Origin of the sequence: Alkalicoccus halolimnae, assembly GCF_008014775.2 — a bacterium.
In the GTDB taxonomy this organism is placed as follows: domain Bacteria; phylum Bacillota; class Bacilli; order Bacillales; family Salisediminibacteriaceae; genus Alkalicoccus; species Alkalicoccus halolimnae.
The window spans coordinates 2757345-2778766 of sequence record NZ_CP144914.1 but is presented as its reverse complement, the minus strand read 5'-3'; the positions used below and the strand labels follow the sequence as shown (position 1 = coordinate 2778766).

At 45.3% G+C, this 21422-nt stretch carries 18 protein-coding genes; 14 read left to right on the top strand and 4 right to left on the bottom strand.

Annotated features, from left to right (window positions below):
- Positions 1-19: 19 nt before the first annotated feature.
- Complete coding sequence (locus FTX54_RS12840) at positions 20-1117, bottom strand: M24 family metallopeptidase (protein ID WP_147803395.1); 1098 nt, start codon at positions 1115-1117, stop codon at positions 20-22.
- 130 nt (positions 1118-1247) lie between these two features.
- Between FTX54_RS12840 and FTX54_RS12835 the strand changes: the two genes are divergently transcribed.
- Entirely contained in the window at positions 1248-1931 is a 684-nt protein-coding gene (locus FTX54_RS12835; RefSeq protein WP_147803396.1) for a metal-dependent hydrolase, read from the top strand.
- 108 nt (positions 1932-2039) lie between these two features.
- Here the strand turns inward: FTX54_RS12835 and FTX54_RS12830 are convergent, their stop codons facing one another.
- A complete protein-coding gene (locus FTX54_RS12830) occupies positions 2040-2528 on the bottom strand; it encodes a hypothetical protein (protein ID WP_187254507.1) in 489 nt (162 codons plus the stop codon).
- A 174-nt stretch (positions 2529-2702) separates the two neighbouring features.
- The gene (locus FTX54_RS12825; RefSeq protein WP_147803397.1) at positions 2703-3383 is read right to left on the bottom strand and encodes a hypothetical protein; all 681 of its coding nucleotides are present in this window, start codon (positions 3381-3383) and stop codon (positions 2703-2705) included.
- A 532-nt stretch (positions 3384-3915) separates the two neighbouring features.
- Between FTX54_RS12825 and FTX54_RS12820 the strand changes: the two genes are divergently transcribed.
- Positions 3916-5223, top strand: a complete 1308-nt coding sequence (locus tag FTX54_RS12820; RefSeq protein WP_147803398.1) for a DRTGG domain-containing protein — start codon at positions 3916-3918, stop codon at positions 5221-5223.
- Positions 5224-5286: 63 nt separating this feature from the next.
- Here FTX54_RS12820 and FTX54_RS12815 read toward each other — a convergent pair whose 3' ends face one another.
- Positions 5287-5592 (bottom strand): YtpI family protein, encoded by a 306-nt coding sequence (locus FTX54_RS12815; protein ID WP_147803399.1) that lies wholly within the window; start codon positions 5590-5592, stop codon positions 5287-5289.
- A gap of 89 nt (positions 5593-5681) precedes the next feature.
- Here FTX54_RS12815 and FTX54_RS12810 point away from each other — a divergent pair, with 89 nt between their 5' ends.
- The 12 genes from FTX54_RS12810 to icd all read left to right on the top strand — a co-directional run bounded on the left by FTX54_RS12810 (position 5682) and on the right by icd (position 21420).
- A complete protein-coding gene (locus tag FTX54_RS12810) occupies positions 5682-6623 on the top strand; it encodes a DHH family phosphoesterase (protein ID WP_147803400.1) in 942 nt (313 codons plus the stop codon).
- A 569-nt stretch (positions 6624-7192) separates the two neighbouring features.
- Entirely contained in the window at positions 7193-10531 is a 3339-nt protein-coding gene (gene dnaE, locus FTX54_RS12805) for a DNA polymerase III subunit alpha (protein ID WP_147803401.1), read from the top strand.
- A 115-nt stretch (positions 10532-10646) separates the two neighbouring features.
- Entirely contained in the window at positions 10647-11858 is a 1212-nt protein-coding gene (locus FTX54_RS12800) for an NAD(P)-dependent malic enzyme (RefSeq protein WP_246125606.1), read from the top strand.
- A gap of 80 nt (positions 11859-11938) precedes the next feature.
- Complete coding sequence (locus FTX54_RS12795) at positions 11939-12601, top strand: FadR/GntR family transcriptional regulator (protein WP_147803403.1); 663 nt, start codon at positions 11939-11941, stop codon at positions 12599-12601.
- A 63-nt stretch (positions 12602-12664) separates the two neighbouring features.
- Positions 12665-13525 carry an acetyl-CoA carboxylase, carboxyltransferase subunit beta gene (accD, locus tag FTX54_RS12790; protein WP_147803404.1) on the top strand — a complete coding sequence of 287 codons (861 nt, stop codon included), beginning with the start codon at positions 12665-12667 and terminating at the stop codon, positions 13523-13525.
- 3 nt (positions 13526-13528) lie between these two features.
- Positions 13529-14506, top strand: coding sequence for an acetyl-CoA carboxylase carboxyl transferase subunit alpha (gene accA, locus FTX54_RS12785; RefSeq protein WP_147803405.1), 978 nt, complete (start codon positions 13529-13531; stop codon positions 14504-14506).
- Between the two features lie 131 nt (positions 14507-14637).
- Complete coding sequence (gene pfkA, locus FTX54_RS12780; protein WP_147803406.1) at positions 14638-15597, top strand: 6-phosphofructokinase; 960 nt, start codon at positions 14638-14640, stop codon at positions 15595-15597.
- An 89-nt stretch (positions 15598-15686) separates the two neighbouring features.
- Entirely contained in the window at positions 15687-17441 is a 1755-nt protein-coding gene (gene pyk, locus FTX54_RS12775; RefSeq protein ID WP_147803407.1) for a pyruvate kinase, read from the top strand.
- Between the two features lie 270 nt (positions 17442-17711).
- Positions 17712-18122 carry an FxsA family protein gene (locus FTX54_RS12770; protein ID WP_147803408.1) on the top strand — a complete coding sequence of 137 codons (411 nt, stop codon included), beginning with the start codon at positions 17712-17714 and terminating at the stop codon, positions 18120-18122.
- Between the two features lie 72 nt (positions 18123-18194).
- A complete protein-coding gene (locus FTX54_RS12765) occupies positions 18195-18665 on the top strand; it encodes a DUF441 domain-containing protein (protein ID WP_147803409.1) in 471 nt (156 codons plus the stop codon).
- A gap of 271 nt (positions 18666-18936) precedes the next feature.
- Positions 18937-20052 (top strand): citrate synthase, encoded by a 1116-nt coding sequence (gene citZ, locus FTX54_RS12760; RefSeq protein ID WP_147803410.1) that lies wholly within the window; start codon positions 18937-18939, stop codon positions 20050-20052.
- Positions 20053-20151: 99 nt separating this feature from the next.
- Positions 20152-21420, top strand: a complete 1269-nt coding sequence (gene icd, locus FTX54_RS12755; RefSeq protein WP_147803411.1) for an NADP-dependent isocitrate dehydrogenase — start codon at positions 20152-20154, stop codon at positions 21418-21420.
- Positions 21421-21422: the final 2 nt, after the last annotated feature.

Here is a 21422-nt window from a genome sequence, read left to right as displayed (position 1 = left end):
CATTCTTTTTTCCTATATATTACACGGAAGGCACAATCGTTAAATCCTTAGGAAACGCGGTGAGGCTTTTACAGCCTTCTGCAGTTACGCATAAATCATCTTCAATCCGAACTCCCAATCTGCCGGGAATGTAAATGCCCGGTTCAATCGTAAAAGTCATCCCCTCCTGCAGAAAATCTGTATTCTCTTTATTCATCGATGGAAATTCGTGTACTTCTATTCCGAGTCCATGACCAACTCTGTGGGGAAAATACGGTCCGTATCCTGCGTTTTCAATGACTTCTCTTGCAGCCGTATCGAGCTGCCCGATTTTTACACCTGGTTTTACGAGGGAGAGCGCTTTCTGCTGAGCTTTCAGAACGGCTTCATATACTTCCTGCTGTTCGTCTGAAACGGAATCATAAAAAACGGTGCGAGTGATGTCTGAAGCATACCCTTTCCACATAACTCCGAGGTCAAATAGAACATTGTCACCTTTTTTAAGCCTGCGGGAGCCGGGTGTGCCATGGGGATCACCTGCCTTTTCGCCGAAAAGCACCATCGTACTGAAAGACATTTCCCTTACACCGCGCCGTTTTAATTCGTATTCAACAGCAGCCACTACTTCCATTTCTGTAACTCCTTCTTCCAGACGGGCGATGCCGGTTTCCACTCCTTTATCAGCAAGAGCTGCCGCTTCCTTCATAAGTGAAAGTTCTTCTGATTCTTTGATAAGCCTGCTGTTGAGGAGCGCTTCATCTGCTTCGTGGAAAGAGGCGAGGGGAGCTGCTTCCTTCCACTTGTTAAGCCGGCTCCAGGAAATGGAAGACTCAACTGCAATATTTTCAACTTGATACGAGTTTGTTTTCAAAAAACCGGATAATTTCAGCCATGGGTCTTCCGAATCTGTATAGCCGATAATTTCCGCTTCGGGGAACGTTTCGTGAATCTGATTTATTTCCATATCTGGACAAATAACAAGAGGTGCACCGGACGGAAAAAGCAGGACAGCAAGCAGGCGTTCGTGCGGGTCTGTATCAAAGCCGCTTAAATAAAATACGTTGGGACGTGTCTGCACCATTAAAATATCCCAGCCTCTGTTCGTCATTTTTGTTTGAATAGTATGTAATCGCTGCATCAATCATACTTCCTTTCTTTCATGAGGATACCGCAATCATATCACAGGGCCGATAATAATCTGATGCATATTTCAGAAGGGAAGAGGGTAAGGGAAGAGGGACAATTTTTTACAAGGAGGCAGTTACACAATGAAGGTATCCTATCACGGACATTCAGTAGTGAAAATTGAAACAAACGGTACAAATATTTTCATCGATCCCTTTATCACAGGAAATGAAACAACAGACCTGGTGGCAGATGATACTAAAGCAGACGTTATTCTGCTCACTCACGGCCATAACGACCACGTAGGTGACACAGTGGAAATGGCTAAGCGTAATGATGCTCTCGTTGTCGCTCCTTTCGAACTTGCTACGTATTTAGGTTTTCAGGGAGTAAACGCCCATCCGATGCATATAGGCGGAAAGCACGAATTTGCTTTCGGTACAGTAAAGCTGACTCAGGCATTCCACGGCTCCGCTTATACCGAAGAAGAGAACCAGCGTATTGTCTATACCGGCATGCCGGCAGGAATTCTGTTTACAGCTGAAGGGAAAACGATTTATCATGCGGGTGATACCGGTCTGTTTTCTGATTTGAAGCTTATCGGGGAACAGCACAAAATTGATCTTGCTTTTCTTCCTATCGGCGACAATTTCACGATGGGACCGGAAGATGCTTCCCTGGCGGCAGAATGGGTGAAAGCAGAGAAAGTCGTTCCGGTACACTACAACACGTTCCCTGTTATTGAACAGGATCCGCAGGCTTTTGCAGATTCTTTGAAAAAAGCAGAAGGTATTGCAATGAAAGCAGGAGACGAGCTCGAATTGTAAACGAAACGTTTGAAGATTTCACCGTTCGAATATAAAAAAACGTAAAGAATAGTAAATAAGAGAAGGGACTGTCCTATAAGTCGATATAGTCGACAGGACAGTCCCTTTTTATCTTTGACTCAGGGCGGGGAGTAGTACAGGGGCGGCAGGTGGTTTAAGAATAGGCTTTGTTAAAGCTTTGTGTTGTTTTTTGGAGTGCCTGCGGCTCCTTTTTCTTTGCCTGCCGTGGAGGAGCTTTCCAGCTTCCTCGGGCTTATGCCCTGCGGGATCTTCCAATCTCCTTCTTCCACAGGAGTCCGCCGGTTTCTGCTTCGTTTTAATTTTCCAATACAGAAAGCCTGCTGGTTGAATCAAGAAGGTACCAAGGTAAAAACCAGTGCCAAGGCGTTTTTTCAAGAGACCCTCATGCAGGATCGCTGCATGAAGGATGAAAATGGCTTTCTGTAGGAAAGGAACTTCCCCTTTATACAGGTGGAATGAATGATGGTTAAAAGAGATCTTCTTTATTAGAAGACAGAGCCTGCTCCGTATTTTTACCGGGAGCTGGAGGGCACATGGGGCGACTCCGGGGCGATCAAGGACGAGCCGAAGATCCATTCCGCCCTCCCGCCCGGAAAGCGTCCCCATGGAAACGAAAGCGTACGTCTATCGCTTATCTTTTTTATTTTCAAGGTAGCCTATTCTTTAAGAAGGCTTTTTAAACAGACTCTTTTTCACAGCTGGAAGGTTCCCCGGGATGTGCATGCCACATTTTTGTGAGAGGCTGCTTATTTATTCCGGGAGATCGATACCCGGGAAGGAAGGATCAGTCTCCTGAAGGGAGGCGACAACTTCCTCGCTGTACTTTCTTGCCAGAGAAACGGTTTCTGCTTCTTCATCATTTTCGTATTTTTCTTTTAAGACGGGGAAAAGTTCCCCCCAGATAACCGTACGTTCAGCATGATCTCTGTCAAATTCCATAAAGAATTCTTCGATCGTCATTCCAAGCCCCTCAGCCATTCCCTGGACAGAGGCCGGAGTATTGGATTCGTACAGTTCAATATTATAAGCGGCTTGGTCATCGATCATTTCTTCAGTTACTTCTACATCATACTGCTGACGTGCGTATGTGCGCCATGCTTCTTCGAAATGCTGCCTTTCTTCGGCGAGGGAGATCATTTCGTCTGTGGACCAATTTTCTCCATACTCATGCATTTGAATATAATAACGGATAAACCATTTTCTGAGCTGTTCCTCATCATTGGTAAAAAGGGGGGCTGCATCATCAAAGGTATCTGATGCATCTTCCGCCATAGAAGCGTAGTGGGAAGCAGTTAAACTTACCTCCTGCTCTCCAAAAACCAGCTCTACTGTATTTTCATCGGTTACGTCAGCAGCGGGTTCATTGCTGCTGCAGCCGATAACTATCAGGAATGGGCATATGGATAACAGGAGAAGGTAAAGGCTGCGCATACCTTATCATTCCTCCTGAACGTAGTGAATATATTTTACATTAGCACTATACCCTTTATGAAAACAATAATATCGTAAAAAGTAAAAATAATTGTAATAATCTATTAAAATAAAGTAAAAATGCTAAAAGCAGTAAAGAGGTTCTCCAGAATGCAGGAAACTTCCGGTTATCCGCACACTGCTGCAGAGATACCAACCTTCCGTCTGGAAAGCGTCCCCATGGAAACAAAATTTATCTTGTACAGATAATTTCATTTCATAATTTCCTGTTTACGTTTCTTTTCGAACGATAGGAATGTTTTTCATGTCAGGTGGCCGCTTTCCGTAGGGGAGATCTGCTCCACAGCAGACCGCGAGTGAATTTTTCTAAAACAATACCAAATATCAAAAGAGCTTACATCAAAAAGGAGTTTCTCTGGATTTTTCATCTGCGTAAGACACTTGAAGTATCAGTCAGGGAGGATTATAATTGTGTTAGTACAGATGGAGAAATATTAGTAAACAGTTCTTAAAGAAGGAAGTGCGCCCAACTATGACAAAGCATGAGCAGATACTACAGTTTATTCGTTCTCTGGAAGTAGGTAATAAAATATCCGTACGGCATATTGCGAAAGAATTACACGTAAGTGAAGGTACAGCTTACCGGGCTATTAAAGACGCGGAAAATCAAGGGCTCGTTAGTACGATCGAGCGGGTAGGTACGATTCGTATTGAAAAAAAGCAAAAGGAAAATATAGAAAAACTTACTTATGCTGAAGTTGTCAATATTGTTGAAGGAACGGTACTCGGGGGCCGTGACGGTCTGCATAAAACCCTTAATAAGTTTGTTATCGGGGCGATGAAGTCAGAAGCGATGATGCGGTACGTGGAAGCGGGAAACCTGTTGATTGTAGGTAACCGTGAGAGGGTCCATCAGATGGCTCTGGAAGAAGATTCCGCCGTACTGATCACAGGCGGGTTTGATACGACTGAGGAAGCCAAACGGATTGCTGATGAAAGAAGTCTGCCGATTATTTCTACATCCTACGACACCTTCACAGTCGCCACAATGATAAACCGGGCTATTTACGATCAGCTGATTAAGAAAGAAATCATTTCAGTGGAGGACATCTTAATTTCCATCGAAGAAACCGATCATCTGACTACGGTGAATACAGTTGAAAAATACCAGTCGCTCAACAAACTTACCGGGCACAGCCGCTATCCGGTGATCGATGGGGACGGGAAGCTTCAGGGAATGGTTACTGCTAAAGACATTATGGGAGCGAATCCTTTTACGGAAATTGAAAAAGTTATGACGAAACAGCCGATTACAGTAACGAGACAGACTTCCGTTGCTTCGGCCGCCCATATGATGGTGTGGGAAGGAATAGAGATGCTTCCAGTCATTAATTCCTCGAAACACTTAATCGGTGTTATAAGCAGACAGGATGTCCTGAAAGCTCTGCAGATGATTCAGCGGCAGCCTCATATCGGTGAAACGATTGAAGATCTGGTAACGAGGCACCTGGAAGATATGTCAGAAGGGAAAAAAACAAAATATCAGCTTGAAGTAACCCCGCAGATGACCAATCATCTTGGAACGATATCCTACGGTGTTATTACTACAATAGTCACGGAGTCGGCCAGCAGAGTACTGCGAAAGTATAAAAAGGGAGATCTTGTCGTCGAGAACATGACGGTTTTCTTTATGAAACCGGTGCAGATAGACGCTATGATTCATATTCATCCGCATGTGCTTGAAGTAGGAAGGAAGTTCGGGAAAGTGGATGTGGAGCTTTTTTATGAAGATCAGATTGTAGGTAAGGCGATGCTAATGGCCCAGCTGATAGACCGCTGAAAAAAGGAGCTGTCCCACCATTCAACTGGGACAGCTCCTGTATGCTCAGGTGCAGCTGCTGCATTATTTTTCAGGAGCATCCTGCTTTTCAGACCGGGCGAGCGGCTTGAAATGCTGATGCTTTTTAAATCCGAAATAGAGATTAGCTCCACCAAGTACTCCAAAAATGAGTGCGATAACAGCGGCCGTTGTCGTCTGGAGGTTGATGTAGCTGTTTATACCAAATGCGAGTATAAAAATACCGAGGCAGATACTGGATTTAGCATTGTAAAGCTCAGTAGCAGCCGGACCTTGGCTTCTTGCCTGATTGACTTTAAAATAAACGAACATTACGAGAGACCCGATGATCAGAATGGGGAAAATTATCATGTCACTGCTCCTTTTATGAAAGATATACCGTTTATCATTGTAGCGGAGCGGAAGAGAAGGCGCAACAGAAGGAAGATGGAGGAATGAAGATGTCCAAAGATATAATGAAAAAAATCTGGAAAGCAATCGAAGAGCATGAAAAGATTATAATACACCGGCACGTCAGACCGGATCCCGATGCCATTGGTGCCCAGGCAGGCCTGAAAGAAATGATACACGCAGCTTTTCCTCATAAAAAAATTTTTTCAGCCGGAGAAACAGAACCTTCCCTGCTCTTTTTAGCAGCGATGGATAATGTAAAAAAAGAAGATTATGAGGATGCTCTTGTGATCGTATGTGATACAGCAAACACTGCCCGGATTGACGGAGAAGGAGCGGAAACAGGGAAGCTCCTCATTAAAATAGATCATCACCCCGAAGTTGATCAATTCGGTGATATACAGTGGGTGGAGACCGAAGCCAGTTCCACGTGTGAAATGATCAGCCGTCTTGCTGAGCTCACCGAGGTTCCTCTTCCGGTGGAGGCAGCGAGGCTTTTATATGCGGGAATTGTTGCGGATACCGGCCGATTCCGATTCCCTAATACATCCACGGCAACTTTTGCTTCTGCAGGCAGCCTGATTGCCCACGGATTTGACCGGAGTGAACTTTACAATAAGATGGATGAAACTTCTCTCGAACTGCTGCGGCTTCAGGGGCACGTCCTTTCAAATTTGGAAGTGAGTGATTCAGGAGCTGCGCGCGTCACCCTTACAAAAGAAACGCTGGAGAAATTTTCTGTCACCTCAAAGGAAGCCTCAGCCATCGTCAATTGCTTTTCCAACTTAAAGGGATTGAAAGCTTGGGTCTTTTTTGTAGAGGAGGAGGACATTATCCGTGTACGGATGCGTTCTAAAAAACCGGAAATTCATAAGCTGGCTGAAGATCATAAAGGCGGTGGTCATCCGATGGCTTCCGGAGCACAAGCGGACACCTGGAAAGAAACTGATGAAATATTTGCTAAACTCGATATTCTCTGTAGAGAAGCATAAAAAAGATTAGTATTCAGAAAAATTCTGCCGAAGCCGCTGCGTGTAAAATAACATCATGCAAAATTAACTGAATGAACTGCGTAACAGAAGTCCGTCCTGTAAAAGCAGAATAAGGAAGAGGAACGTTGCAGCAGACAGACGTTAGATAGAATTTGTTATAAATATGCAGAAGATAGTCTGTAAAAAGCTCTCATAGCATTATTCAGTATGCACGCAATCAATTCGTAATCGAAGAAGGAAATGATAGAATCCCGCTGTGACAAAACGTTCACAGGGGGATTTTGTTTGATGAAACACTTTTTGTGCGGGGGATATTCCATTTCTTCTCTGTATTTGCAGAGAAGTTATGAGCCTGGTTCAAAAGTGAAAATACCTGCAGTCGAATTAGCGATTAATTTACCCCTTAACTGTTAACGAAGCTGAAAAACAAGTTACACAACCGAGGAAATAGCTGGGAATAAAAACTGCAGCGCTTGCATTCAGGTGGTTTTAAGTTGACAATAAAAAAAGAAGCTAAGAAAAAGAACGTACGTTCGTGTTATAATGACGGGAAAAGAGGAGGGAGAAATATGACCTTTGTCCATTTACACGTGCAGAGCGAATTCAGCCTGCAGGAAAGTGGAGCCAGAATACCGGAGCTAGTAAAAAAAGCGAAAGATCTCGGATTTGATTCTCTTGCCCTTACGGACAGACAGGCGATGCACGGGGCTGTACGTTTTTACGAAGCGTGTAAAGCAGAAGGGATAAAGCCGATTGCCGGTGTGAAGCTGGCCTTTCGTATGAAAGAAAACGGAGCGGAATATGACCTTTTGTTTCTTGCGGAAAATAATCAGGGGTATCGTTCGCTCCTTTCCCTCGTCACCCGCGCATCGGAGAAGGAACGCAGTACATACGCAACGCTGGAAGATCTTAGAACACTGGAGAATGTTTTCGTCATCCAGCCGATGGACCGCGGGCCTGTGCAGACACTTCTGCTCGATAAAGATTTATACGGAGCGGAAGAAGTTCAGGACGCATTAACAAATGTCCTTTCTGACCGCGTCTATATTGAAGTTCAAAATCACTGGTACAGAGAAGAGAGGGAAAAGCTGCTTGCCCTGAAAAGCTGGATGAAGGACAGGGAAGTAAAGCTGGTGGGTTCCAACCGTGTCCTTGCCGTGGAAGAAAAAGATACGGACGTCTGCAGTGTGCTTACTTCGATCCGCACAGGCACACCTCTCGCTGAGCTCGGTACTGCAGGAGAATCCGAAGGTTATTATTTGAAGAGTGAACAGGAGATGAAAGACGCTCTCGAAGGCTGGGAAGAAGCCCTTCATAACGCAGCAGTCCTTGCTGAAAGGTGTACATGGGAGCTGGAGCTGGGAGATATTACGCTTCCGCGTTATTCGGAAATAGACGATGCAGGAGTCCTGCTTCGTTCGTGGTGTGAAAACGGAATGTATGAACGATTTGGACAGCCGGACCAGGCAGCATGGGAAAGGCTCGAGCACGAAGTTTCCATCATTGAATCAATGCAGTTTGCGGATTATTTTTTGATTGTGGCTGACTTCATGCAGTTCGCACATAAGGAAGGTATTACAACCGGGCCGGGGAGAGGCTCGGCTGCCGGCTCTCTTGTGGCTTATGTGCTGAAGATTACGAATGTGGATCCGCTGGCCTACAATCTTCTCTTCGAACGATTTTTAAATCCGCAGCGCGTTTCCATGCCGGATATTGACATCGACTTTGCCGATGCCGATCGTGACAAGGTCATTCATTACGTAGCAGAACGCTATGGGAAAGAACACGTCGCTCAAATCGTAACCTTTGGGACGTTTGCAGCTAAAGCGGCAGTAAGAGATGCCGGCAAAGCGCTGGGGAGTGACCCCTATGACATTGACCGTCTGGCAAAATTAATTCCTTCGAGGCCAAACACTAAAATTGCTGATGCGGAAAAGCTCTCGTCTGTTCAAAAACTGATCGAACAAAAGCCGGATATTGGTAATGTGGTTCATGCAGCAAAGAAGTTGGAAGGACTGCCCCGTCATACGTCGGTCCATGCAGCGGGCATAGTTATGAGCAGGCGTCCGCTTCCGGAAGTGGTGCCCCTTCAGCAGGGTCATGAAGGGCTGATGCTTACCCAGTATCCAATGGGGGACCTTGAGAAGCTCGGTCTGCTGAAAATGGATTTTCTCGGACTTCGTAATTTAACGTTGATTGACAGAATTACGAAACTCGCCTCCATTGACCTGACAAAAATCAGGTTTGATGACGATATAGTTTTTGCCCTTCTGGGAAGGGGAGACACGTTCGGAATTTTTCAGCTGGAGTCCCAGGGGATGCAGCGGGTGCTGAAGCAGCTAAGGCCAAACTCCTTCGAAGATATCGTTGCTGTCAATGCTCTCTATCGTCCGGGACCGATGGAATTTATTCCAACATACGTGGCCCGCAAGCATGGAGAAGAAGAAATCAGCTACATACATGCGGATCTCGAGCCAATTTTGAAACCGACGTATGGAGTACTGATTTATCAGGAACAGATTATGCAGATCGCTTCTCTGATGGCAGGCTTTACTCTTGGAGAGGCAGATATTCTTCGCCGGGCTGTCAGTAAAAAAAAGCGGGATGCTCTGGAAGAGGGCCGGGTTCAATTTGTTAAAGGAGCAGAATCAAAAGGTTACAGGAGGGAAGAAGCAGAAGAAGTTTACAGCCAGATAGCCCGGTTTGCTGACTATGGCTTTAATAGAAGTCATGCGGTTGCCTACAGCGTCATTTCCTACCAGCTGGCCTATTTGAAGGCACGAACACCGGAAGCATTCTACACCGCACTTATGGAAAGTGCCGTGCATGATCAGGAAAAGCTGGCGTTCCTGATCCATGAAGCTGGAACGCATTCGCTGAAAGTGCTTCCTCCCTCCGTGCAGGCTGGAGAAGCAGGATTTAAACTGGAAAATAGAAATATCCGGCTTGGGCTGACGAGCGTCAAGTTTGTGAATGAAAAATCTGCACAAGCGGTGGCGGAGTCGAGAGGAGAAGAGCCTTTTCGGGATCTCTTCGACTTTTGTGGCCGACTTCCAAAACATATCCGGACCCGCAGGCTGCTTGAAGCCCTGATTCTCAGCGGGGCTCTCGACGATTTCAAAAAATCGAGAACCATCCTCCTTGCCTCGCTTGATACCGCTCTGGAATATGCAGAGCAGGAAGATAAAAAAACGGAGCAGGGAGAAGAACTGTTTCCTGATGAAGTAATTCATCCTGATTATGCAGAGGTAAAACCAATGGCCAGAACAGAAGAGCTGAAACTGGAAAAAGAAATGCTCGGCTGTTATTTAAGCGGTCATCCGCTGGAAGAACAGGCGGAAACCCTTCAAAAATATAAACGTCTTCCGATTATGGAAGCACTAAAAAAAAGCCATAAAGAAAATGTGCGTATTGCCGGTTTAATTACACAGATCCGCACGATTGAAACAAAGAAGGGGGATGAGATGGCTTTTCTGCAGATAGAGGATGAAAGCGGAGGAGCAGACGTTACTGTTTTTCCGAAACCTTTTAAAAAATACCAGCTGCAGTTTATAAAAAACGAAAAGCTGTTTATCGAAGGCTTAATCGAGGAATATGAAGGAGAGCGAAAGATTATTTTACAAAAGTGCGTCCTTGTTGACTCTCTGATTGACCGCGAAAAACAGCAGAATGCATCAGCCTTATATTTATATATAACGATTCAGGCGGAGAAACAGGCACTTGAGGAAGTTAAGGAACTTCTTGAGAACACACCGGGTGAGGTTCCGGTAGTATTGAAATATGCTTCGGACGGAAAAATTGTCAGGCTTTCAGAAATGTGGAATGTAGCTGTAAATGAAGCTTTTTTGGAGAAGCTGCAGGCCCGATTAGGTAAAAATCATGTTGTTTTCCGAAAGCCGGGGGTGTAACAGACACTTGTTTTTGGTATAATAATGAATGGCAAAGGGGTGGTCAGACCACCCCGAAATCGTAAATCAGAGGAGAGTGGCGAAAGTGGCGACATTAAAAGAAGAAGCATTACACATGCATCGCGTTAAAAAAGGGAAAATAGAAACGAAACCGAAAGTGCCGGTTCGTAATGCGAATGATTTGTCGCTTGCTTATTCACCGGGTGTAGCAGAGCCGTGTAAAGCAATATTTGAAAATCCGAAAACGGTGTATGATTACACTGTAAAAGGAAATATGGTAGCTGTTGTTTCTGATGGAACGGCGGTTCTCGGTCTGGGCAATATCGGACCGGAGGCAGCAATGCCTGTTATGGAAGGGAAGGCTGTGCTGTTTAAATCTTTTGCCGGAGTTGATGCTTTCCCTATCTGTCTGAATACAACGGATGTGGATACCATCGTCAATACGGTCAAGTTGATGGAGCCGACTTTCGGCGGAGTTAATTTAGAAGACATCGCTGCTCCGCGCTGTTTTGAAATTGAAGAACGGCTGAAACGTGAAATGAACATACCTGTCTTTCATGATGACCAGCATGGGACAGCGATCGTAACAGCAGCCGGCCTCGTGAATGCATTAAAGCTGAGCGGAAAATCGATGAAAGATATCCGTGTCGTGATCAACGGATCCGGAGCTGCCGGAATTGCAATTATGAAACTTCTTAAAAGCATGGGGTGCAAAAGCATTATTTTGTGTGATTCCAAAGGGGCCATCTATGAAGGACGTCCTTATGGCATGAATAACCTGAAGCATGAAATTGCCCAGGTAACGAATTCGGAAGGTCTGGAAGGAGAGCTTTCGGAAGTAGTTCAGGATTCAGATGTATTTATCGGGGTCTCTGTGGAAGGTGCCCTTACTCCGGAAATGGTGAAGTCGATGAACACAGACCCAATAATATTTGCAATGGCCAACCCGACACCGGAAATTATGCCGGACCTGGCAAAAGAAGCTGGAGCCAGCGTAATAGGTACGGGCCGTTCTGACTTTCCTAACCAGATCAATAATGTTCTAGCTTTCCCGGGAATTTTCCGGGGGGCGCTCGATGTGAACGCTACTCATATCAATGAAGAAATGAAAGTAGCGGCTGTCGAAGCCATTGCTTCTCTCGTTCATAAAAATGATTTAAATGCAGACTATGTAATTCCTGCACCGTTTGATAAAAGGGTAGCTCCGGCAGTAGCTAAAGCAGTTGCTCAAACTGCTATGGAAACCGGCGTTGCACGCCGTCAGGTCGATGCAGAAGGTGTAGCGGAAAAAACCCGTGAGCTTACTATGATCGAAGACGACGCGTAAGATCTGCCTGAGCGGAAAGCTGTCCTGACCGGGTAAGGGAAGGGCAGCTTTTCCTTTAATAAAGGAGTGGCCAAAGAAGCATGGAGCAATCATCAAAAGTTTATGTCCGCATACTGCATCACATTGAAGAATTGATCCTGCAGGGAAGTCTGCAGGCCGGGGATAAACTGCCTTCAGAAAGAGAGCTTGCTGAAAAGTTATCCGTCAGCCGCTCTTCGGTCAGAGAAGCTTTGAGGGCTCTGGAACTCCTTGACTTAATAGAAACAAGAAAAGGCGAGGGAACGTTTATTCGAAAAGCAGGCAGTCACCGCCTTGCAGAAATTCTGGCTGCCTTTTTCCTTAAAGATGAAAAAGCCAGGCAGGATCTGGCAGAAACGAGGAAGGTGCTGGAAGTGGAGGCTGTGCGTCTTGGCTGTGAACGGGCTACTCAAGAACAGCTGGAAGCGCTGCGGGTTCTGATAGTGCAGTCCAAAAAGCACTGGAGCGAAGGGGTGATCCCCGTGGAGGAGGATATTCAATTCCATAAAACGCTCGTTATGCTGAGCCAGAATACGCTGATGCTTAATATTTGGCGGCCGCTTGTGGAATACAGTAAAGTGGCTCTGAAGGAATCTTTGACAAGGGAAGGCCGCATGAACTATGTCTGGGATGAACACGAATCCATTTACAAAGCACTGGCTGCGAGGGACAAGCATGCAGCGGTTGAGGCGTTGCATCTTCATTTGACAAACAGCCGTTTTTAAAACTTTCAGTTATACACCGCGGAGCGGAAAAGATTATACAGATAGAGAGGGAGGATGGTCATTTTGATTCGAGACCTTTTTTCAAAAAAGAAAAAGAACGCAAAAATACCAGCAGATAAAGCAAAGAAGGAAGTACCGGAAGGTCTGATGGCCAAGTGTCCGGAATGTAAATCTATCTGTTACATAAAGGAGCTCCGCAAAAATGATATGGTCTGCGAACAGTGCGGCTACCACCACCGTATTACTGCAGGAGAACGTCTTCATTGTACGATTGATGAAGAAAGCTTTGAAGAATTTAATCAAGGGATGATCTCTGAAGACCCGCTGTCTTTTCCTGAATATAGAGAAAAAGCCGAAGAAGACCGTGAAAAGACCGGTCTCAGTGAAGCAATCGTGACCGGCAAAGCTTCAATGGGAGGACTGCCTGTCATCATAGGGGTAATGGATGCCCGATTCCGTATGGGAAGCATGGGCTCGGTGGTAGGTGAAAAAATCGTCCGTGCCATCGAAAAGGCGATAGAAGAAAAATGTCCGCTGATCTTATTTTCTGCCTCAGGAGGAGCAAGAATGCAGGAGGGTGTTGTCAGTCTGATGCAGATGGCAAAAACAAGTACTGCACTGAGGAGGCTTCACGAAGAAAAGCTCCTTTTCGTCAGTGTTATGACCCACCCTACTACTGGAGGAGTTTCTGCAAGCTTTGCTTCTCTTGGAGATGTGAACCTGGCTGAGCCGAAAGCGTTGATCGGCTTTGCAGGCAGAAGAATTATTGAGCAGACGATCCGCCAGAAACTTCCTGACGATTTCCAAACATCGGAATTTCTCATGGAGCACGGGCAGCTGGATCAGGTGGTACACAGGCATGACCTGAGAAAAACACTCATGCTGCTCGTTGCTATGCACCAGACAGGGGAAAAGGAGGAATAATTTATGGCTGAACAACTGCCTTTCGAAAAACCAATTATAGAGCTGCGGGATAAAATTTCTGAGCTGAAACAATTTACAAAAGAAAAAGACATCGACTTATCAGGGGAAATTGACAAGCTTGAAAAACGCCTGGAACAGCTCGAGGAAGATATATATGGAAATATGAAGCCATGGGACCGGGTGCAGCTGGCGAGACACTCGCAGCGTCCAACAACACGTGATTATATCGATCAGATTTTCGGTGAGTTTATGGAAATGCACGGTGACCGCCTGCACGGAGATGATGCAGCCATTATCGGTGGTATTGCCAATTTTGAAGAAAAGCCGGTCACCGTTATCGGTCACCAGCGTGGAAAAGATACAAAAGAAAACATCCGCAGAAATTTCGGCATGCCCCATCCGGAAGGCTATCGAAAAGCACTCCGACTTATGAAACAGGCTGAAAAATTTTCAAGACCGGTCATTTGTTTTATCGATACAAAAGGGGCTTTCCCTGGAAAAGCAGCAGAAGAACGAGGCCAGAGTGAAGCTATTGCCAGAAATCTGATTGAAATGGCCGGGCTGCGAACTCCAATTATTTGCGTAGTAATTGGCGAGGGAGGCAGCGGCGGAGCACTGGCTTTAGGAGTGGGGGACAAATTGTATATGCTCGAAAACTCCACCTATTCCGTCATCTCTCCGGAAGGTGCAGCCTCTATTCTCTGGAAAGATGCCGGTCAGGCCCGGTATGCTGCGGAGACAATGAAAATAACAGCTCCGGACCTTCTGGAACTGGGGATTATAGATGCTATGGTACCCGAAGTCAGAGGCGGAGCACACCGTGATGTTGTTACTCAGGCTGCTACGATAAAAACTTTTCTGACGAAGAGTCTGCAGGAACTCAAAGATCTTGATAAAGAAACGCTTGTGGAAAAGCGTTATGAAAAATTTAATCGTATCGGAGAGTACAGCTATGTAAACGATGCCAATACTGAAAAGTAGGGATTTTTGTCGAATTACCGGCATGGAGGGACATCCGATAGTCGTCGGATGTCTATTGTTTTTAAATTTTGAAAGTGTTATTTTTAACTCATGTAAGAATCTGATGCCATATGACGAGGTGGAATGAATCAATGAAACGAATTGGAGTACTGACAAGCGGGGGAGACGCCCCGGGTATGAACGCGGCTATAAGAGCCGTAGTTCGAAAAGCTATTTACCATAACCTGGAAGTTTTCGGTATCTATTACGGCTACCAGGGATTAATTAACGGAGATATAAAGAAATTGGAACTCGGTTCGGTCGGGGATATTATCCACCGGGGCGGAACAGTGCTTTATACAGCGCGGTGTGAAGAATTTAAAACAGAGGAAGGTCAGCAGAAAGGTATTGACCAGCTGAAAAAGTTTGGTATCGAAGGACTGGTAGTTATCGGAGGAGACGGCTCGTTCAAAGGAGCGAAGAAACTTTCAGAACAGGGTATTCCGACGGTCGGGGTGCCTGGCACGATTGATAACGACATTCCGGGTACAGACTTTACAATTGGTTTTGATACGGCATTAAACACGGTAATTGATGCTGTTGATAAAATCCGTGATACGGCTACCTCCCACGAACGGACTTATGTGATTGAAGTGATGGGAAGAGACGCAGGTGATCTCGCACTCTGGGCCGGCCTTGCGGACGGTGCAGAAACGATTATGATACCCGAAGTGAACGAGAACATGGATGAGATTATAAAACGTTTAAAACGGGGTCACGAACGCGGTAAGAAACACAGTATTATTATTGTTGCTGAAGGGGTTGGTTCCGGGGTGGATATCGGACGTACAATCCAGGAGGAAACCAAATTGGAAACAAGAGTGACTGTTCTTGGACACATTCAGCGCGGCGGTTCTCCAACGGCACGGGACCGCGTTCTGGCAAGCCGCCTTGGAGCTAAAGCAGTTGAACTTCTGCTCGTAGGCGAAGCTGGACAGGTAGTTGGAATTGAGAACAATAAAATTGTCTATCATGCGATCGGCGATGCTCTGGCTCAAAAACCAGCTTTTGATCAGGATATGTATCAGCTTTCCAAAGAGCTGTCTATTTAACGAACTAAATTGATGGAGCTGGGACATCTTTTGATGATCCCGGCTTTTGTACGGGCAGATGCCCACGATATATTGAGGAGGATATGAAGATGAGAAAAACGAAAATAGTATGTACGATAGGACCTGCAAGTGAATCGCAGGAAAAACTGACCCAGTTAATTAATGCGGGAATGAATGTAGCCCGTCTGAATTTTTCTCACGGTGACCACGAAGAACACGGCGCGAGAATTAAAACGATCCGCGAAACAGCTGAAAAGGCGGGGACGGATACTGCCATTCTTCTTGATACAAAAGGACCTGAAATCCGCACTCAGACAATTGAAGGCGGAGAAGCCGAGCTTGTAAAAGGAAGTACGCTGCGTGTATCGATGGAGGAAGTAGTCGGAAATAACGAAATTATTTCAGTCACGTATCCGGATCTCGTAAACGATGTAAAAGTGGGCTCTAAGCTTCTTCTTGACGATGGACTCGTAGAACTTCTCGTCACAGAAATTAAAGATAAAGAACTCGTTACAGAAGTTCTGAACAACGGTACTCTGAAAAACAAAAAAGGAGTCAACGTTCCTAATGTCAGCGTAAATCTTCCGGGTATTACAGAGAAGGATGCGAATGATATTGTTTTTGGTATTGAACAGGATGTAGACTTTATTGCAGCATCTTTCGTACGACGAGCGGCTGATGTACTCGACATAAGAGAACTATTGGAGAAGCATGGGGCGGAGCATATCCACATTATTCCGAAGATCGAAAATCAGGAAGGTGTCGACAACATCGAAGAGATTCTTGAAGTTTCCGATGGCTTAATGGTTGCCCGCGGGGACCTCGGTGTGGAAATCCCTCCGGAAGAAGTTCCTCTTGTTCAAAAAGATTTAATAAAAAAATGCAACCGTTTGGGAAAACCGGTGATCACTGCTACACAGATGCTTGATTCCATGCAGAGAAATCCGCGTCCAACGCGTGCAGAGGCTTCTGATGTGGCAAACGCGATTCTGGACGGCACAGATGCGATTATGCTTTCAGGAGAAACCGCAGCCGGTGCTTATCCAATTGAATCTGTACAGACGATGCAGAACATTGCGCTTCGTGCCGAATCTGCCATGAAACACGAAGAAGTTCTCCGTAAAATTACGAAGGAAAGTGAAAATACGATTACAGAAGCAATCAGCCAGTCCGTAGCCCATACCGCAATGAATCTCCGGGCTTCGGCTATTCTGACAGCTACTCAGAGCGGTCATACAGCGCGCATGATTTCAAAGTATCGTCCGGAATCCCTTATCATTGCCGTTACCAGCAATGCCCGTGTTAGCCGGACACTTGCCCTGGTCTGGGGAGTACATGCCCAGGTAGGTTCAGAAGTGAGTACGACAGATGAAATGCTGCAGCTTTCTGTTGATGAATCGCTCAAGTCCGGCTATGTTAAAAATGGAGATCTAGTCGTTATTACTGCAGGGGTTCCTGTAGGAGAACGAGGTACGACGAACCTGCTTAAAGTTCATGTTATTGGAGAAATCATTGCTAAAGGCCAGGGCATCGGTCGTAAAGTAGTTAAGGGTAATGTCGTGATTGCCAACTCTACGGAGGACGCACTTCAAAAAATGAAGCAGGGAGATATACTTGTTACTAACAATACAGATCGTGATATGATCGAAGCGTTTGAAAAAGCCGGCGCGGTTATTACAGAACAAGGCGGTCTCACTTCACACGCCGCTGTAGTCGGATTAAATCTCGGTATCCCTGTTGTTGTAGGAGTCGAAGATGCCCGTACGAAATTAACAGAAGGTGATGAAGTCACGGTTGATGGTACACAGGGCAAGATTTATAAAGGGTCTGCAAGTATTTTATAAAAACAGATCTGATTCGCTGAAGCAGGAATGCACCGGAAAAGCCCGATGACCCGATGGACGATCGTTTCATCGGGCTTTTCGTCTATCAGTCAAAGCTGTGCCTGCCTGTTGAAAACATTGGAACGAATTCAATTTAGTGTGTCGCAGGTCTCCGCTTTAACAAAAATTCGGAAACAGATTGAAGAATAAATTTTAATTCCGGAAGACTTTGAAAAGAATAAATCAAGCGAATGATGTATAATGAATACGAATGGCGAAGGGGGGATGAACGTGAAAAAAATCTTACTGCTTTTGTTGATTGTTGTACCAGCCCTGGAAATTGCCGTTATTCTTTTATCATGGAATACTTTTGGAATCGCACTTACCGTGCTGTTTATTATATTAACCGGAATTCTTGGAGCGGCACTTGCCAGACGTGAAGGACTTCAGGCTATTCGAAAAGCACAGTTAAAAACGTCTCAAGGACAGGTGCCCGGAAACGAGCTGCTCGATGGGATATGTATCCTTATAGGCGGAGTTGTTCTGCTTACACCTGGTTTTATTTCAGACGCACTGGGCTTTCTGCTGCTTATTCCACCAACCAGGGAAATATTCAAGCGGCTCCTGCAGAGAATTTATGAGAAAATGGTTTATTCAGGGAATGTATATGTAATAAGCAACCAAAATGGAAGAAAATACTAGGGAACGAGCTGCTCCTCCGGTCATTCCGGAGAAGCAGTTTTTGTTTGTAAAGATAGAAAGCGGGGAATAGTTATGAACCAACCGTTATTATTTATGCTTCTGCTGCTGGCTGTAGGGTTTTTCGCAAAGAATCAAACACTTATGATTGCTGTAGCCGTTCTGCTTGTTATTTACTATGCCGGGCTTGGAAACAGTGTTCTGCCGTTTATTCAGTCAAAAGGAATTCAGATCGGAGTGACGATTATTACCATAGCTGTACTGGTTCCGATAATGACAGGGGAAATCGGACTGAAGGATCTGCAGGGAGCTATGGGTTCTTCCTATGCGTGGATTGCCCTCGGATCCGGAATATTTGTTGCTGTCATTGCAGCAAATGGTATTCAGCTTCTGCAAAACGATCCCCACATTACCGTGGCGCTCGTTGTTGGAACTATACTGGCTGTTGCAGTCTTCGGCGGCGTGGCTGTCGGGCCGGTTATTGGAGCAGGGATAGCTTATCTCGCCATGCGCACAGTGGAATTTTTCTCTTCCCTGGGTGGATAAGCAGCGGATGAAATTCAGAAAAGAGAGTGTAATTCTTTGGCCCATTTCTAAATTTTAACGTTCACAAAATTGCTAAAAATGGTATAATAGAAAGCGTGACATTACCAAATACATAGAATAAGGATGTTTTGGTCTGAGCGGCTGATCTATTAAGTAACCGCTTTCCAGCAATATTAAGGAATTTCCGGGAAACTGCTGCAGATGCTTTTTTGCGGAATCCTTTGTAAAAAACGGGCGACCCCCGCATTTCTGTTTGTAAAGGAGAGGTAGCATGAGTCAAACAAAAGGTTTAGAAGGAATCGTTGCAACCCAGTCGAGCGTCAGCTCTATTATTGATGATGTTTTAACTTATCAAGGTTATAACATCGACGATCTTGCTGATAATGCATCGTTTGAGGAAGTCGTTTATCTACTGTGGAACGGCAGCCTTCCTAATAAAAAAGAGCTCGAATCCTTCACGAAAGAACTTGCTCAGGCAAATAAAATTCCTGATGCTGTGATTGAGCAGATGAAGTCCTGGCCGATTGAAAAAGTTCATCCAATGGCTGCACTGCGGACCGCGGTATCAGACCTCGCTCTATTTGATGAAGAAGCGGATGAAATGGACGAAAAAGCAAACTACAGAAAAGCGATTAAGCTGCAGGCCCAACTTCCGACAATAGTTACGGCATTTGCCAGAATTCGTCAGGGGAAGGACCCGATTTCTCCAAAAGAAAATCTCAGCTTTGCGGCCAACTTCCTTTACATGCTGACAGGAGAAGAACCTGATGAGACTTCTGAAAAGGCGTTTAATAAAGCACTCGTGCTTCACGCGGATCACGAATTAAATGCTTCCACGTTTACAGCTCGTGTATGTGTAGCTACCCTTTCAGATGTTTACTCCGGTGTGACAGCCGCAATTGGAGCGCTTAAAGGCCCGCTTCACGGCGGTGCGAATGAGCGGGTTATGGGTATGCTTAGTGAAATAGGAGATGCTGATAAAGCAGAAGACTATATCAAAAAAGCATTTGAACGAAAAGAAAAAATTATGGGATTCGGACACCGTGTTTATAAGCAGGGCGATCCACGCGCAAAACACCTCCGTGAAATGTCCCGTCAGCTTACAGATATTACCGGAGAGTCCAAGTGGTACGAAATGAGTGTGAAAATCGACGAATTTGTAACAAAAGAAAAGGGGCTTCTCCCTAACGTTGACTTCTATTCCGCCTCTGTTTATCACAGCCTTGGAATTGAACATGATATTTTCACGCCCATCTTTGCTGTAAGCCGTGTTTCCGGCTGGCTTGCTCATATTCTTGAGCAGTATTCGGACAACCGTTTAATCCGCCCGCGTGCTGAATACGTAGGACCGGAAAAGCAGGAATGGGTACCGCTGGAAAAGCGCTGATTATTTGAAAAAAGGCGTTAAAGAGCTGTAATTTCTGCAGCTCTGCCTTTTATTATATCTATGTGAATAAACGAACTATTATTAGGAGGTATTTGATTTATGTCAAGTCAAAAAATTACAGTAAATAATGGAGTATTAAACGTACCGGATAAGCCGATTATCCCTTACATTGAAGGGGACGGTATCGGACCGGATATCTGGAAAGCTTCTTCCCGGGTTATCGAAGCAGCTGTTGATAAAGCCTATAACGGCCAGAAGGGTATTGAGTGGAAAGAAGTACTTGCAGGTCAAAAGGCACACGATAAGACAGGCGAGTGGCTTCCAAACGAAACGCTGGAAACGATTCGTGAATATATGATCGCTATTAAAGGTCCTCTGACAACGCCAATCGGCGGCGGTTTCCGTTCATTGAACGTAGCGCTTCGTCAAGAGCTTGATTTATTTGCATGTCTTCGTCCAGTACGGTGGTATAAAGGGGTCCCTTCCCCAGTTAAACGACCTGAAGATACAGATATGGTTATTTTCCGTGAGAATTCAGAAGACATTTACGCTGGTATTGAATTCCAGGAAGGAACACCGGAAGTGAAAAAGCTTATCGATTTTCTACAGAATGAAATGGGTGCAGATAAAATCCGCTTCCCGGATTCTTCAGGTATCGGTATTAAGCCGGTTTCCCGTGAAGGAACAGAGCGTCTTGTCCGTTCTGCTATTCAGTATGCACTGGATGAGGGCCGTAAAAACGTAACCCTCGTTCATAAAGGAAATATCATGAAATTTACGGAAGGTGCTTTCAAAACATGGGGTTACGAGCTTGCTGAGCGTGAGTTCGGAGATAAAGTCTTCACATGGGCTGAATATGACCGCATCGTAGACGAAAAAGGCAAAGAAGAAGCAAATGCGGTTCAGGACAAAGCGGAAGCAGACGGTAAAATTATCGTTAAAGACTCTATTGCAGATATTTTCCTTCAACAGATTCTTACCCGTCCAAAAGAGTTTGATGTGGTAGCGACTATGAACCTGAACGGAGATTATGTATCTGATGCTCTTGCTGCCCAGGTAGGCGGTATTGGTATAGCGCCGGGTGCAAACATTAACTATGATTCCGGTCATGCGATTTTTGAAGCTACCCACGGAACGGCTCCTAAATATGCAGGACAGGACAAGGTTAATCCTTCTTCCGTTCTTCTGTCAGGAGTGCTCATGCTGCGTCACCTCGGATGGGGCGAAGCTGCAGACATGATTGAAAATGCAATGGATAAAACGATTGCTGAAAAGACAGTAACGTATGACTTCGCACGTCTCATGGACGGCGCTACAGAAGTGAAATGTTCTGAATTCGGAGATGCTCTGATTAAGAACCTCGGATAATA